The sequence below is a fragment of the Streptomyces sp. NPDC021212 genome, from assembly GCF_044332925.1.
Taxonomy (GTDB): domain Bacteria; phylum Actinomycetota; class Actinomycetes; order Streptomycetales; family Streptomycetaceae; genus Streptomyces.
Map to the genome: position 1 here is coordinate 736698 of NZ_JBIRPZ010000001.1, position 13566 is coordinate 750263.

General features: G+C 70.4%; 10 protein-coding genes. 7 read left to right on the forward strand and 3 right to left on the reverse strand.

Features of this window, described 5'->3' with window-relative positions:
- Positions 1 to 3 precede the first annotated feature (3 nt).
- Both ACH4SI_RS02875 and ACH4SI_RS02880 read right to left on the reverse strand, forming a co-directional pair.
- Entirely contained in the window at positions 4 to 1581 is a 1578-nt protein-coding gene (locus ACH4SI_RS02875; RefSeq protein WP_398291777.1) for a CATRA conflict system CASPASE/TPR repeat-associated protein, read from the reverse strand.
- Positions 1568 to 1930, reverse strand: coding sequence for a CATRA system-associated protein (locus ACH4SI_RS02880; RefSeq protein ID WP_398291779.1), 363 nt, complete (start codon positions 1928 to 1930; stop codon positions 1568 to 1570). Before ACH4SI_RS02880 ends, ACH4SI_RS02875 begins: the two co-directional genes overlap by 14 nt.
- 167 nt (positions 1931 to 2097) lie before the next feature.
- Here ACH4SI_RS02880 and ACH4SI_RS02885 point away from each other — a divergent pair, with 167 nt between their 5' ends.
- Positions 2098 to 5628, forward strand: a complete 3531-nt coding sequence (locus tag ACH4SI_RS02885) for a CHAT domain-containing protein (protein ID WP_398291781.1) — start codon at positions 2098 to 2100, stop codon at positions 5626 to 5628.
- Between the two features lie 12 nt (positions 5629 to 5640).
- Here the strand turns inward: ACH4SI_RS02885 and ACH4SI_RS02890 are convergent, their stop codons facing one another.
- The gene (locus ACH4SI_RS02890; protein WP_398291783.1) at positions 5641 to 6417 is read right to left on the reverse strand and encodes a class I SAM-dependent methyltransferase; all 777 of its coding nucleotides are present in this window, start codon (positions 6415 to 6417) and stop codon (positions 5641 to 5643) included.
- A gap of 214 nt (positions 6418 to 6631) precedes the next feature.
- On the opposite strand from ACH4SI_RS02890, the gene ACH4SI_RS02895 reads away from it, so the two are divergent.
- The 6 genes from ACH4SI_RS02895 to ACH4SI_RS02920 all read left to right on the forward strand — a co-directional run bounded on the left by ACH4SI_RS02895 (position 6632) and on the right by ACH4SI_RS02920 (position 13538).
- The gene (locus ACH4SI_RS02895; RefSeq protein WP_398291785.1) at positions 6632 to 7873 is read left to right on the forward strand and encodes a sensor histidine kinase; all 1242 of its coding nucleotides are present in this window, start codon (positions 6632 to 6634) and stop codon (positions 7871 to 7873) included.
- 36 nt (positions 7874 to 7909) lie between these two features.
- Positions 7910 to 8572 carry a response regulator gene (locus ACH4SI_RS02900; RefSeq protein WP_398291787.1) on the forward strand — a complete coding sequence of 221 codons (663 nt, stop codon included), beginning with the start codon at positions 7910 to 7912 and terminating at the stop codon, positions 8570 to 8572.
- Between the two features lie 471 nt (positions 8573 to 9043).
- Entirely contained in the window at positions 9044 to 10225 is a 1182-nt protein-coding gene (locus ACH4SI_RS02905) for an ABC transporter substrate-binding protein (protein ID WP_398291789.1), read from the forward strand.
- A gap of 148 nt (positions 10226 to 10373) precedes the next feature.
- Positions 10374 to 11372, forward strand: coding sequence for a carbohydrate ABC transporter permease (locus tag ACH4SI_RS02910; protein ID WP_398291792.1), 999 nt, complete (start codon positions 10374 to 10376; stop codon positions 11370 to 11372).
- Positions 11365 to 12219 (forward strand): carbohydrate ABC transporter permease, encoded by an 855-nt coding sequence (locus ACH4SI_RS02915; RefSeq protein WP_398291794.1) that lies wholly within the window; start codon positions 11365 to 11367, stop codon positions 12217 to 12219. The genes ACH4SI_RS02910 and ACH4SI_RS02915 overlap by 8 nt, the downstream gene beginning before the upstream one ends.
- A 32-nt stretch (positions 12220 to 12251) precedes the next feature.
- Positions 12252 to 13538, forward strand: a complete 1287-nt coding sequence (locus tag ACH4SI_RS02920) for an alpha-L-fucosidase (protein WP_398291796.1) — start codon at positions 12252 to 12254, stop codon at positions 13536 to 13538.
- The last annotated feature ends 28 nt before the right edge of the window (positions 13539 to 13566 follow it).

Sequence of the window (13566 nt, forward strand, 5' to 3'; positions counted from 1 at the left end):
GCCTCAGGGCGCGTCGTCCGCGCGCAGCCGCCGTCGCATGACCAGCCATCCGCAGCCGAACGCCGGAAGCGCCACGGCCCAGGTCAGCAGGGCCGGTGCGGCCCGGCCGGTCGCCGCGTGCACGGCCACTGTGCTGGCCAGCCATCCGGCCGTGGCGCCGACCAGCCCGGTGAGCAGCGAGCCGAGCCGGGCCGGCGCCCGGCTCTCCGGCGGGGTGGCCAGCCACAGCACCAGCGTGGCCAGCAGCAGGGCGAGCGCACCGAGCAGGGCGATCAGAGCGGGCACCGCGGGCGGCGGCAGGAACGGGACTTTGTAGGCGAAGGTCTGGATCGCGGCGAGCACCATCAGGACCGCGCCGAGGAACGCGCTCTGCAGCAGATTGACCTTGCTCTGCCGCTGCTGCGCCGCGGCCTCCTGGGCTTGCGTCAGCTCCCGGCGGCGCTGGAGGGCGTGTTCCGCCTCGACCGTCAGGGCCGTCAGCGCGTCCCGTGCGCGTTCCCGATCCGCCTCCAGATAGACCAGCCCGTCGGACAGCCGCTGGACGAACCACCCGGCCAGCGCGAGGTCTTCGGCGAACGGGCCGTGGCCGCCCTCGGGGACGCCCGCTGCGTCCCGCTGGGCGCGCATGTTGGACTCGGCGATCCGCACGGTGGTACGCATCTCCCTGACCCTGGTGACCCACTGGGTGAGGCCCGCGGAACCCGCGGTGAGCGCCAGCAGTCTGGTGCGCCACCGGGCGAGTTCCTCGCCACGGTCGTGCGCCTGCCCGTCGTCTGGCCCGTTGTCGTCTGCGGTGCCGCGGTCCAGGGCCGCGAGGGCACCGTCCACGACCGCCCCCGCCGGAGAGGCGAGATCGCTGCCGTGCGCGGCGTGCACCCGCATCTCGTACCGCAGCTTGGCCGCGTCCGCCAGATAGCGGGCGAACGGTGGCGGTGCGTCACCGCCCTGGCTCCACAGCCAGTGCTCGGTGTCCCGGGGCGCGTCGCCACTGTCGTCCGCCACCGCGACGAAGCGCCGCGACGGCCGGGTGGCGGAGTCACTGGTGGCCTCCCACAGGGTGACCTCGGGGCGGGCCACCGCGACGCCCGGCCCGAGCGGCAGGGGCAGTTCGGCGCGTATCGCCTCCGTCAGCTCCCGCACGCCCACCGGCGCGGCGCCGCCCGCCACCTCGCGGTAGGCCACGTACAGCCGCGCCTCGCCGACCACCCACTCCCGCTCCTGGTCCCGGTCCTGCCCGGCGACCCGCGTCCACTGCCGGTCCCAGGCGTCCCACGAGCCGTGTTCACCGGCGGCGGGCGACAGCGCCACCGACAGACACAGCAGATCGTGGTGGCGCCGCAGGACCGCCTGGGCCAGCCCCGCACGGTCCCGCCGCGCCGCCACCGCCCCGGTCGCCGGCAGCTCGCCCAGCTCCTCGGGGAGCGTGTCCGGCAGCCCCGTCGCGGCGACGGAGTGCGTCATGCCCAGATGCGACCCGCACGCCGCCCACACCTCCCGCAGCCGCCGGTACGACGCGCTCCGGCGCGGTCCGGTCGTGGCCACGAACAGGTGGACGACGAGCGACTGGTCAGTGAGCGTCACCACCGGCCGGTGCGCCCTCCGCGCGATCGTCGTCCTCGGCCTCGCTCCGCAGGGCGTGCACCAAGCGGTTGAGCCGGTCCAGGACATCGGGTGGCGCGGGCTCGCGCCCGTCGCCCTCCTCGCCCGCGCGCAGCCGCACCCGCGACGGCCCCACCAGCTCCAACTGTCCCGTCACCGCGCCCAGCGCCCGTGCGTCCCCGGCCCGCACGGCCGCCTCCAACGCCCCCAGCGCGCGCTCCACATGCACCCAGTCCGCACGCGACAGTACGAGCCCGGCGACCGCCGCGAGAGCCGCCACGGCGTCCTCGCGCAACTCCGCCGGGACCCGGCCCCTCTCCGACACTCCCATGCCCCCAACCTACTGGCATTGGGGCGAAATGGGATGACGGTGAGTATTTTCCCTGCGCCCGGCGGCCGGGAGGCCGGTCGTGCAGTTGATCGATCCGCGATCGTAGGTTGCCGCCGCCCACCGTCGGGGCCACGGTGGGCGCATGCCTGGTCGGCCATCATCGGACCGTGAGATCAGAGCTGCTGACGGCGCTGCGCGCCCGGCTGGACCGGTACGCCGCCACCGCGGACCCGCAGGAAGTCCTGGGCGCCGACGCCAAACGTGAGATGGCCGAGCTGTTCGCCGCGAGCGACGACCCCGGGAGCGACCTCGAAGTACGGTGCGCCGTGGGCTGGTTGTTCTGGCACCGGTACGGACTGCTGGACGACGAGTCGGAGCTGCGCCTGGCCGAGGAGCTGCTGCGCCCGGTGTACGAGGCGGACCCGCAGGGCGTGCCGGAAGCGCTGTGTTCCGTCTTCGAGCCGGAGTCGCCCGACGAGTGGGATGAGTTCAGCGATACGGAACTCCGTCATCTCCTGGCGGATCTGGAACCGGGGCGGATCGCCCAGGCGCTGAGCGATCTGCGCGACGCGGTGTCCCGGATGTCTCCCGACCACCCGGGCTATGCGAACAAGGTGATCTTGCTGGTCACGCTGCTGTTGAGCGCGTTCGACCACGTCGAGGACCCGAGCCCGCTGTGGGAATCGGTGGAGGCGACCCGGCACGCGGTGGACGCGCTGCCGCTCGGCCACGCCGGGTGGGCGGCCGTACAGTCCCAGCTCGGCAGTGTGTTCCGCGACTGGTATCTGCGGACCGGGGAGCTGAGCGCCCTCCACGAGGCGATCGACAGAGGGCGCCGGTCGATCGCCGCCGACCCCCGATCCCCCATGACGCTGAGCAACCTCTGCAATGCCTTGCTGGACGCCTTCCGGCGCATCGGAGACACCACCTTCCTCGAAGAGGCCATCGCCACCGGACGTCGCTCGGTGGATGTGACGGCCCTGGACGATCCCCAGCTGGTGATGTATCTGTCCAACCTCGGTGCCGCGCTGCACGAATGGGCCGACCGGACCGGGGATGACGCAGCGGAAGCCGAGGCATTGCGGACGGCGCGCCGGGCGGTCGCACTCACCGGGGAGGACCACCTCGCCCATCCGCTGTATCTGTCGAACCTGGCGTCCTCGCTCAAGACGTCCTACGAACGCACCGAGGACAAGGACCTGCTCGCGGAGGCGATCGAGGTGGGCCGGCGCGCGGTGGGCGCCACCCCGGCCGAGGACCCCCGGAGGCCCCACCGCCTCGGGGTCCTCGGCGGCGCGCTCCAGAGCTGGTTCGAGGCCACGGACGAACTGCCCGCGCTCGACGAGGCCGTGCAGGTCTTCCGGGAGGCCGTCGACCGGACACCCGAGGGACATACGCGGATGGTGCAACATCTGGCCATGCTCAGCTACGCGCTCCTGCTGAGCTACGACCAGTACGGCACCCGGGAGGTTCTGCACCAGGCCATCGCCGTGGGACACCGGGCGGTGACCGAGACCCCGGCCGACCACCCGGACCGGGGACGACGGATCGTCAATCAGGTCGACGGGTTGCGCGACTGGTATGAGCACACGGGCGATCTGGAAACCCTGGACGAGGCCATTGCCCTGTGCCGTCGCAACCTGGCGCCCGGCAGCGGGCGGGGCCCCGACCTGCTGTCCGGACTCGCCCTGGCGCTCCGCCTGAAGTACGAGAGGTCACGGGACCGAAGCCTCATCGAGGAGGCCATCGCCCTCGGCAGGGAGAACGTGGCCGCCAACCCGGACGAGGAGAGACATTTCACCAATCTCTGTGCCGCGCTGGTCACATTCGTCGAGCACGAGAAGGACGATCCGGCGGTCCTGGACGAGGCCATCGACATCGCGCGCCGAGCCGCGGGCCTCGACTCCCGCTTGCTGATGAACCTCGCCGTCCCGCTCCTGGTGCGCTGCGAGCGCACCGGCGACCGCCCGTCGGCCGAGGAGGCCGTGGAGGTGTTGCGCCGTACGCTGGCGCTCGCCTCAACGGAACCCCAGCGGGCCCGGCAACTGTTCACGCTGGGCCGGGCCCTGGCAGCCCTGCACAAGGTATCCGCCAACCCCGGGACGCTCACTGAAGCCATCGAGGCCTACCTGGCCACGGCCACGGCGCCGAGCGCGGCCACGGCGATACGCGTCGAGGCGGGTCTGCACGCCGGGCGGCTGGCGATGTCGGCGGGACGTGCCGAGCAGGCGCTGACGGGATACGCGACGGCGGTCGGGCTGCTGCCCCTGCTCGTCACCCAGTTCCTGGGGCGCAGCGATGCCGAGCACTGGCTCACCCGCTTCAGCGGTCTGGCCGCGAACGCCGCCGCCTGCGCCTTGGAGGCGGGAGACCCGGAGCGCGCGGTGACCCTGTTGGAACAGGGGAGGGGCGTGCTGCTCGACCGTGCCCTGTCGGCCCGCACCGCGCTGAGCGCCCTCCGGGAACGGGACCCGGGGCTCGCCGACCGCTTCCAGTGGCTCAGCGCCGAACTCGAAACTGAGGACAAGTGGCCAAGCGAGCGACGGCATGAGCACGCCCGCGAGCTGGAGGCGCTGATCGAGGAGATTCGGGCACTGCCCGGCTTCGGGTCGTTCCTGCTGCCCCCGACGCTTTCGCAGCTCAGGGACGCCGGACGGGCCGGCCCTGTCGTCCTCGTCAACGTCAGCCAGCAGCGGTGCGATGCGCTCGCCCTGACCCCGGCGGGGGTGCGGCACATCCCGCTGCCGGACCTCACACTCGAGGATGTCGTCGAGTGGGTGAACGTCTTCGTGGGCACGCTGGACGTGAGCCAGCGCGTCGCCAATCACGCCCTCGAAACGATCCTGGGCCGGCTGTGGGACACGATCGCCGAACCCGTATTGACGGCACTGGAATTCACCCGGTCACCCGGCCCGCAGGACACCTGGCCACGACTGTGGTGGTCGCCGGTCGGTCCGCTCAGCTACCTGCCGCTGCACGCCGCGGGCCACCACCACACCGCGGGCCGGACTGTCCTCGACCGGGTCATCTCCTCGTACACCCCCACCCTCCGAGCCCTCACCCACGTCCGCGGCCGCCGCGGCACAGGCGAGCGCGCCGCACGGCACCGTCAGCTCGTCGTGTCGATGCCCCGCACCCCGGGCGCCGACGACCTGCCCGGCACCCACGACGAGGCCGGTCTGCTCACCGGCCTGCTCCCCGACGCCACCGTCCTGACCGGCCCCGAAGCCACCCACGACCGGGTCGCCACCGCACTCCGGGAAGCCACCTGGGCCCATTTCGCCTGCCACGCCCAGAGCCGCTTCGACGACCCCTCCAGCAGCCTTCTGCTCCTCCATGACCACCAGGACAAGCCGTTCGACGTCCGCCGCCTCTCCGCCCTCCGCCTGCCCCACGCCGAGCTCGCCTTCCTCTCCGCCTGTGGCACCACACAGCCGGGGCGCCAGATGATGGACGAGGCCGTGCACATCTCGGCGGCCTTCCAGCTCGCCGGATTTCCGCATGTCATCGGCACACTCTGGACGATCAATGACCGGGCGGCCCCGAAGGTGGCCCGGACGATCTACACCGAACTGCTGCGCCGCCCGCCCGAGGACCGTGACATCGCCGGGGTGGTCCACCGGGCCGCCCACCGCATGCGGCAGGCGTACCCCCGGCTTCCTCTGCTGTGGGCTGCCCACATCCACGTCGGCGTGTGACGGTCGGCGGGCTCAGCCGCCGTGGGTGACGCGGATCTTGGACTGGCCGTGCGGGAGTTCCTCCCAGTCCTCCATGAAGCGGGCCGCCAGACCGTGTTTCCGGGCGAGGTCGATGAGGGTTTCGGTGCGGTAGTAGAAGTCCTCCCTCAGCACTTGGTGCTCCTTGCCCTCGGTGCGGTCGAAGGTGAAGTCGAACCAGCCGCCCGGCGCCAGGACCCGGCCGACGTTGGCCAGGCACTCGTCGATGACCGGCAGCGGGGAGTGGGAGAACACGCTGTGGGCGTGGACGACGTCGAAGTGCGCCTCGGGCAGGAAGCGCAGGGTGAGGTCGCGGACGGGGGTGAGGGTGGGAAGCCGGTCCTGGAGGTCGGTGTGGACCAGGGTGTCCTGCGCGGCGATCAGGATGTCGGGGGAGATGTCGACGCCGTAGTAGTGGCCGGGTTCGAGGTGCCGGATGAAGCGCCATCCCGCGCGCAGATTGCCACAGCCGATCTCCAGTATGCGGTGCTCGGGGCGCAGCCCGTGCTTCAGCAGGTAGTCGAACTGCATCGCGCCCAGCGCCAGCCACCGCTCCCGGGTACGGCCGCCGACCGCCGCGTCCGCGTTGGCGCGGGTGTCGGAGCGCATCACGGCGCGGTAGTACGAGACGTGGTCCGGATAGCGGTGGCGCAGCCACGCGTCCCGGGTGGCCCGCACCAGATGGCGCGGTACGCGCTCGGGGTGGCGGAGCGCGTAGGAGACGCGGTGGCCGAGGCTGGCGCGGTTGACGGTGACGTTCTTGGCCGGCATGAAAGATCCTTTCCCGGGGACGCGGGATGTGTGTCGCGGCCCCTGGGATGAAGCATCCGTGCGGGTGACGGCCGTCGGCGTCGGCGGACCGGCCACCGGCCGGAGGCGGTTCGGGCGATGACGGGGTCAGCCGATCGGATGATGCGGAGCGCGGTGACCCGTAATAGGACTGACCGCGGGGACGTGTGCGACGGAAGTGAGAGGTGCGGCGGCGATGTGGAAGGCTCCCACGGGGGAGGGCGAGTGGGCCGATCCGGACGCCCGGTGGCTCCGGTCGGTCATGGACGGGGCGTTCCTCCTGCTGCTCGGCTCCTCACTGATCCGCTTCCTGACCCGCGATCACGACCGGACGCACACCGGATATGCCGTCGCCCTGTTCGCCGCCTTCGGGTTGCTGTATGTGGCCGGGCGGCTCCTGGCCCCCGCGCCACGCCCCGGCGCCCGGCCGAGCACACGGCATCTGGCCTGGCTGGGGGCGGTGTCGGTGGTCTGGGCCGGGCTGCTCGCCCTCGCCCCGAGCGCCACCTGGTGCGCCATGCCGCTGCTGTTCACCGGACTGCAGACGCTGCCCGTGCGCACCGCGGTGCCGCTGGCGGCCGTGCTCACCGCGCTGGTCGTCGCCACCGAGCTGCGGCTGTCCCACGAAGGGCTCAACCCGAATGTGGTGATCGCCCCGCTGGCCATCAGCGCGGTCGCCACCGCCGTGCTGGTCCATCTGCAGCGGCAGGCGGCCCGGCAGCGCGTGCTGATCGACGACCTGGTCCGCACCCGCCGCGACCTGGCCGCCACCGAGCGGCGCGCGGGCATCCTCGCGGAACGGCAGCGGCTGGCGAGCGAGATCCACGACACCCTCGCGCAGGGCCTGTCCAGCCAGCGGATGCTGCTCCAGGCCGCCGACCGCACCTGGGAGACGGACCCCGGTGCCGCCCGCCGCCATATGCGGGACGCGGCCGGGATCGCGTCCCACAGCCTCACCGAGGCCCGCCGCTTCGTCCACGACCTGACCCCCGCCGACCTCGCCGACCGCACCCTCGCCGAGGCCCTGCGCACGCTCGCCGACCGGGAGTGCGGCAACGGGCTTACCGTCGGCTTCCACCTCGACGGGGTGCCGGGCCCGGTGCCGGAGCGGATCGAGGCCGCGCTGCTGCGCATCGCCCAGGGCGCCCTGGCCAACGTGCGGGAACACGCCTGGGCGACCCGCGCCGCGCTGACCCTGACCTGGCTGGACGACCAGATCTCCCTGGACATCGCCGACAACGGCCGCGGCTTCGACCCCCAGCGCCCCCAGGGCCCCGAGAGCCCCGCGGCCCCGGACAGCGGCCGGGAGCGGGGCCACGGGCTGCCCGCCATGCGGGTGCGCGCACGCCAGCTGGGGGGCACGCTCACCGTCGAATCCACCCGGGGGGAGGGCACCGTCGTATCGGCGGCCGTTCCCCTCGCCACCCCCGCCCCCTGACGTCCCGCACACCCGCCCACGGAGGACCGCCGCACCATGACCCCGACCGACGCCACCCCGCCCATCCGGCTGCTGCTGTGCGACGACCACGCCGTGGTGCGCGCCGGGTTGCTCGCGCTGCTGTCCAGCACCGCGGGCATCGAGGTGGTCGGCGAGGCGGGAAGCGGCGAGGAGGCGCTTGCCATGGCCGCGCGCGTACGGCCCGATGTGGTGCTCATGGATCTGCAGCTCGGGGACGGCATGGACGGTGTGGAGGCCATCCGCCGACTGGCCTCCGGCGCCGGATCGGCGCCGGAGCAACCGGCCCCGCGGGTGCTGGTGCTCACCATGTTCGACACCGACGCGGACATCGCCCGGGCCATCGAGGCGGGAGCCACCGGCTATCTGCTCAAGGCGGAGCGGCCGGAGGAGCTGTTCGCGGCGATACGGAACGCGGCGGCCGGGCGCACCGCGCTGTCCGCCCCGGTCGCCGACCGGCTGATGGCGCAGATGCGCACGCCCCGCCCCGCCCTCTCCGAGCGTGAGCGGGACATCCTCCAGCAGCTCGCCCGCGGGCTGGGAAACCGGGAGATCGCCCGCGCCCTGTTCATCAGCGAGGCCACGGTGAAGACCCACCTGGGGCGGATCTACGGCAAGCTGGGCGTGGACACCCGGGCGGGCGCGGTCGCCGTCGCCACCGAGCGGCGGCTGCTGGGCTGATACGTCCCGGACGGCGACACATCGGATGTTCCGACACTCCTGAGGAGACATCCAAACTCTGACTCCCCGCTGAGGGGGTGAATGTCGAGGAAATAGGGCTGTACGACGCCTTGACACCCCAATACATCGGATGTTCTGATGCCGATGCGTCCTGGTAAGAGGGACCGGCCGAAGGAGTCACAGTGGGTCGGATCACAACAGTGACGGTCAGGGACTTCTGTTTCTGCACGCCGCGAGCGCAGTATGAGACGGCCGCCGGATGCCCTGCGCCTGTCTTATTCCACATCTGAATTCCCTAGCACGTCACTCCTCCACTCCTGCCGCGATCCGCGGCTTTCTCTCCAGCATCCGCACGCGCATTTCGTGCTGCCGGAGTACGTCCATGTGAGCACGAAAACTGAAGTGGACACTGCTATGAAAAGACGACTCCTCGTAAGTGCCACCGCGGCTGCCGCCGCATTGGGTCTCACTTTGTCGGGATGCTCCTCCGGCGGCGGCACATCGGGCCAGTCGAAGGACAAGCTCACCTGGTCGATGTGGATCGCCGGATCGGCGGACAAGGCGGCCTGGCAGAAGGTCGCCGACGCGGTCAAGAAGGACGGCGGCGCGAAAATCACCATTCAGGGTGCGCCTTTCGAGGATTACTTCACCAAGCTCCGCACGCAGCTCAGTGCGGGAAGCGCGCCGTGCATCGTCAGCATGCAGAGCCTCCGCGCGGCGAACTACACCGACGTCCTCCTGCCGCTCGACTCCCTCGCGAAGAAGGCGGGTGTCGACCTGTCGCAGTTCGACACCACCGCGCTCGACGCCCTGAAGGTCGACGGGAAGATCTACGCCCTGCCCTACGACACCGGCCCGATGCTGCTGTTCTACAACAAGGACCTCTTCAAACAGGTGGGCGCGAAGGCACCCGAGCCGGGCTGGACGGTGAAGCAGTTCGAGGCCGCCGCGGCGAAGTTCAAGGCCGCGGGGAAGACGATGCTCGGCTCGACGATCGCGGACATGAACCTCGAGTCGATGATCCTCGGCTACAACGGGGGCCGCGTCATCAAGGAAGACGGCACGCTCGACACGTCGGACCCCAAGTTCGCCAAGGGGTTCGACTGGCTGGGATCGCTGGTGAAGAAGGGCTGGGCCACCCAGGCGAGTTCGGACACCTCGGACGCGGGCAACGACTTCGTGGCCAAGAAGGTCGCCATGTACCCCGACGGCCCCTGGTCGCTGCTCGACCGTAAGGGGAAGGCCAATTTCGACATCGGGGTCACGACGATACCCGTCGGCAAGGCCGGCACCACTCCGTCCACCTACTCGGCGGGCTCCGGATTCGGTGTCTCCAAGCAGTGCAAGTATCCCGACCAGGCCTTCCAGGCGGTCAAGACGATGACGAGCCAGAAGGTGCTGACGGGTCTCGCGGAGCAGGGGCGTGCCTTCCCCGGCCGTACGGCGGCGCAGCAGGCGTGGTACGACAACGCGAACATCAAGGGTGTCGAGACCGTCCTCAAGGCGGCGCAGAAGACGTCGACTCCGCTGCCCGGGAACAAGCAGAGCGATCAACTCCAGCAGCTCTTCTTCCAGTACGGGATCCAGGCCGTGAACGGCCAGCAGTCGGGCGAGCAGACGATGAAGTCCATCGCAGGACAGCTCCAGAAGTGAGTCGGCCTGCCGGGAGGCGCCCCTCCGGCGCGGGGACCCCGCCCCGCCGGATCCGCCGGCGCCTCCCGGCCCCAGGGGCGAGAGAGGGCAGCACATGACGGAATCGGTGTCCCGGCCGGTGCTCGCGTCGACGTCCGCCGTACCTCCCGTGGCGGCGACGACGGCGGCTTCGGTGACGGCGGCCGGTACGGGCGCGGCCACTGTGGTGGGCGTGGCGCGGGAGGGACCGAAGCACAAGAAGGCGGGAGGGCAACCCGGGGAGCGGACGGGGCAGCGGCAGATCGGGCGCCGCTCGTGGTGGGGTGCGGTGTTCGCCACTCCCCACTCGTTCGGGCTGGCGCTCTTCACGGTCGTCCCGATCGTCGCCTCCCTCGTCGTGAGCTTCATGAACTGGCCGATGCTCGGGGAGCACTCGTGGGTCGGCCTCGGCAACTTCCGCCAGCTGTTCGACGACCCGGTCTTCTGGACCGTGACGCGGAACACCGTCGAATACGTGGTCCTCTACGTGCCGCTGAACCTCGTGGTCTCGCTGGGGCTCGCGGCCTGGCTGACGCCGCGGATCCGGCACCGGCACGTTTTCCGGGTGCTGTTCTTCATTCCGACGATCACGCCGCTCGTGGCGAACGTCGTCGTGTGGCGGATGCTCTACCAGCCCGGCGGATTCATCGACGCGACGTTGCGGTCGACGGTCGGGGTGAACGCGCCCAATTTCCTCGCGGACACCACCTGGGCCATGTTCGCGGTGGTCGCGATGAGCGTCTGGGCGGGTTTCGGCTACAACATGCTGATCTTCTCCGCCGCCCTCGACGCGGTACCGGAAAACCTGCTCGAGGCGGCGCAGATCGACGGCGCGAGCGTCTGGCAGGTTTTCTGGCGCATCAAATTCCCCGCCATTTCCCCGTCGATATTCTTCGCGACGATGATGACGCTCATCACCTCGTTCCAGGTGTTCACCCAGCCGTTCCTGCTGACAAAGGGAGGACCGGGGACGGCGACCGAGACACTCGTGCAGTACATCTACAACACCGGTTTCCAGACCCAGCAGCTCGGGCTCGCCTCGGCGGGTGCCTGGGTGCTTTTCGTGATCATTCTCGGAATTACGGCGGTCCAGTTCCTCGGCCAGAAGCGTTGGGTGCACTATGAGTAGCGACACGCAGGCGATGAAGGCCGGTTCGCGGACACGGCAGGCCATCGGCTACACGATTCTGTGCCTGATCGCGCTGGCGTTCATGGCGCCGCTCATCTACATGGTGGCCACCAGCCTCAAGCCCGAGGCCGAAACCTTCACCACGCCGCCGACGCTCTGGGGCTCGGAGCTCCGCTGGCAGAACTACGCGGATGTCTTCAGCTATCTGCCGTTCCAGCGGTTCATCCTGAACGGTGTGTTCGTCGCCGCCGTCGGCACCGCCATCAACGTCGCGGTCGCGGCGTTCAGCGGTTACGCCTTCTCGCGCCTCCGCTGGCGCGGCAGGAACGTCGTCTTCGTCCTGTTCCTGGCGACGCTGATGATCCCGCAGGACGTTCTCATCATCCCGATGTACGTGATGATGCAGAACTTCGGGTGGGTGGACACCTTCCAGGCGCTCATCATCCCGTGGGCGTTCACCGCCCTCGGCGCGTTCCTCCTCCGGCAGTTCTTCCTGACCGTGCCGCAGGAGCTCGACGACGCCGCCCGCGCCGACGGCGCGGGCACGGTGCGGACCTTCATCGCCGTGATGCTGCCACTGGCCCGCCCGACCCTCGCCGTGCTCGCCGTCTTCACCTTCATCAGCTACTGGAACTCCTTTCTGTGGCCCCTGGTCGTCGTCAACGACGTGAACGCCCGCGCGACCATCCCGCTCGGCCTTCAGGCGTTCTTCGGCCAGCAGGGGACCCAGTGGAGCCTCGTCATGGCGGCGTCGGTGATCTCGATGCTGCCGACCGTGATCCTTCTCGTCCTGCTCCAGAAGCACCTCGTCCGGGGCATCGTCACCAGCGGCCTCGGCGGCCGCTGACCTTGAGCCCCATCCGAAAGGAATCCGCAACAATGTCCATCCCCGCCTGGTTCACCGAGGACCGCTTCGGCATGTTCGTCCACTGGGGCCTCTACGCGCTGCCGGCCCGCCACGAGTGGGTGAAGAATCGCGAGCGGATCACGGACGAGGACTACGACCGCTACTTCCGCCACTTCGAACCGGACCTGTACGACCCCCGCGCCTGGGCCCGGGCCGCCAAGCGGGCCGGGATGAAGTACGTGGTCCTCACCACCAAGCACCACGACGGCTTCTGCCTGTGGGACTCGAAGCTGACGGACTACACCTCGATGAACACCCCGATCGGCAAGGACCTCGTCGCCGAGTTCGTGGAGGCCGTGCGCGCCGAGGGGCTGCGTGTCGGCTTCTACCACTCGCTCATCGACTGGCACCACCCCGACTTCGTCATCGACGGCCTCCACCCGCGCCGCGACGACCCGCCGGAGGAGATCGCGCGGCTCAACGAGGGCCGCGACATGGCCAAGTACCGCGCCTACCTGCACGGTCAGGTGGAGGAGCTGCTGACGTCCTACGGCCGCATCGACTACCTGTTCTACGACTTCTCGTACAAGCGGGGCCGGCACAGCGAGGTGTTCAACGCCAAGGGTGCCGAGGAGTGGGGGTCGGAGGAACTTCTCGCGCTCACCCGGCGCCTCCAGCCCGAGATCATCGTGAACGACCGGCTCGAACTGCCCGGTGACCTCGTCACGCCGGAGCAGTACCAGCCCGACAAGCCCATGGAGGTCGACGGCGAGCCGGTGGTGTGGGAGGCGTGCCAGACCCTCAACGGCAGCTGGGGCTACGACCGCGACAACCACAACGTCAAGAGCGTCGAACTCCTGCTCAGGATGCTCATCGACGGCGTCTCCAAGAACGGCAACATGCTGCTGAACGTCGGGCCCACCGGGCGCGGCGATCTGGACCCGACCGCCGTCGCCACGCTGGAGGGCATCGGGGAGTGGATGTCCCACCACGAGCGCTCGATCCGCGGCGCGGGCCCGTCTGCGTACGAGGCACCCGTCGACACCCGCTACACCCGGCGCGGGAACCGCCTCTACCTCCACCTCTTCGCCTGGCCCTTCACCCATGTGCACCTCCCCGGCCTGGGCGGCAAGGTCGAGTACGCGCAGTTCCTGCACGACGCGTCCGAGATCCACTACGAGGAGATCGACCCGTCGGCCACGGCCCAGAACACCACGCTCGGCGGCCAGCCCCCGGGAACCCTGACCCTCTCGCTGCCGGTGGTCCGGCCCGATGTCGCGGTGCCGGTCGTGGAACTCTTCCTGCGGGAGGACGCCTGACGAAGCATGACTGTGGCCGGTCAGAGGC

What these genes read in the sequence shown, in the direction of transcription:
- ACH4SI_RS02900 (WP_398291787.1), top strand. Translation starts at nt 7,910, where the DNA reads ATGACCCCGACCGACGCCACCCCGCCCATCCGGCTGCTGCTGTGCGAC.
- ACH4SI_RS02915 (WP_398291794.1), top strand. Translation starts at nt 11,365, where the DNA reads ATGAGTAGCGACACGCAGGCGATGAAGGCCGGTTCGCGGACACGGCAG.
- ACH4SI_RS02890 (WP_398291783.1), bottom strand. Translation starts at nt 6,417, where the DNA reads ATGCCGGCCAAGAACGTCACCGTCAACCGCGCCAGCCTCGGCCACCGC.
- ACH4SI_RS02895 (WP_398291785.1), top strand. Translation starts at nt 6,632, where the DNA reads ATGTGGAAGGCTCCCACGGGGGAGGGCGAGTGGGCCGATCCGGACGCC.
- ACH4SI_RS02880 (WP_398291779.1), bottom strand. Translation starts at nt 1,930, where the DNA reads ATGGGAGTGTCGGAGAGGGGCCGGGTCCCGGCGGAGTTGCGCGAGGAC.
- ACH4SI_RS02920 (WP_398291796.1), top strand. Translation starts at nt 12,252, where the DNA reads ATGTCCATCCCCGCCTGGTTCACCGAGGACCGCTTCGGCATGTTCGTC.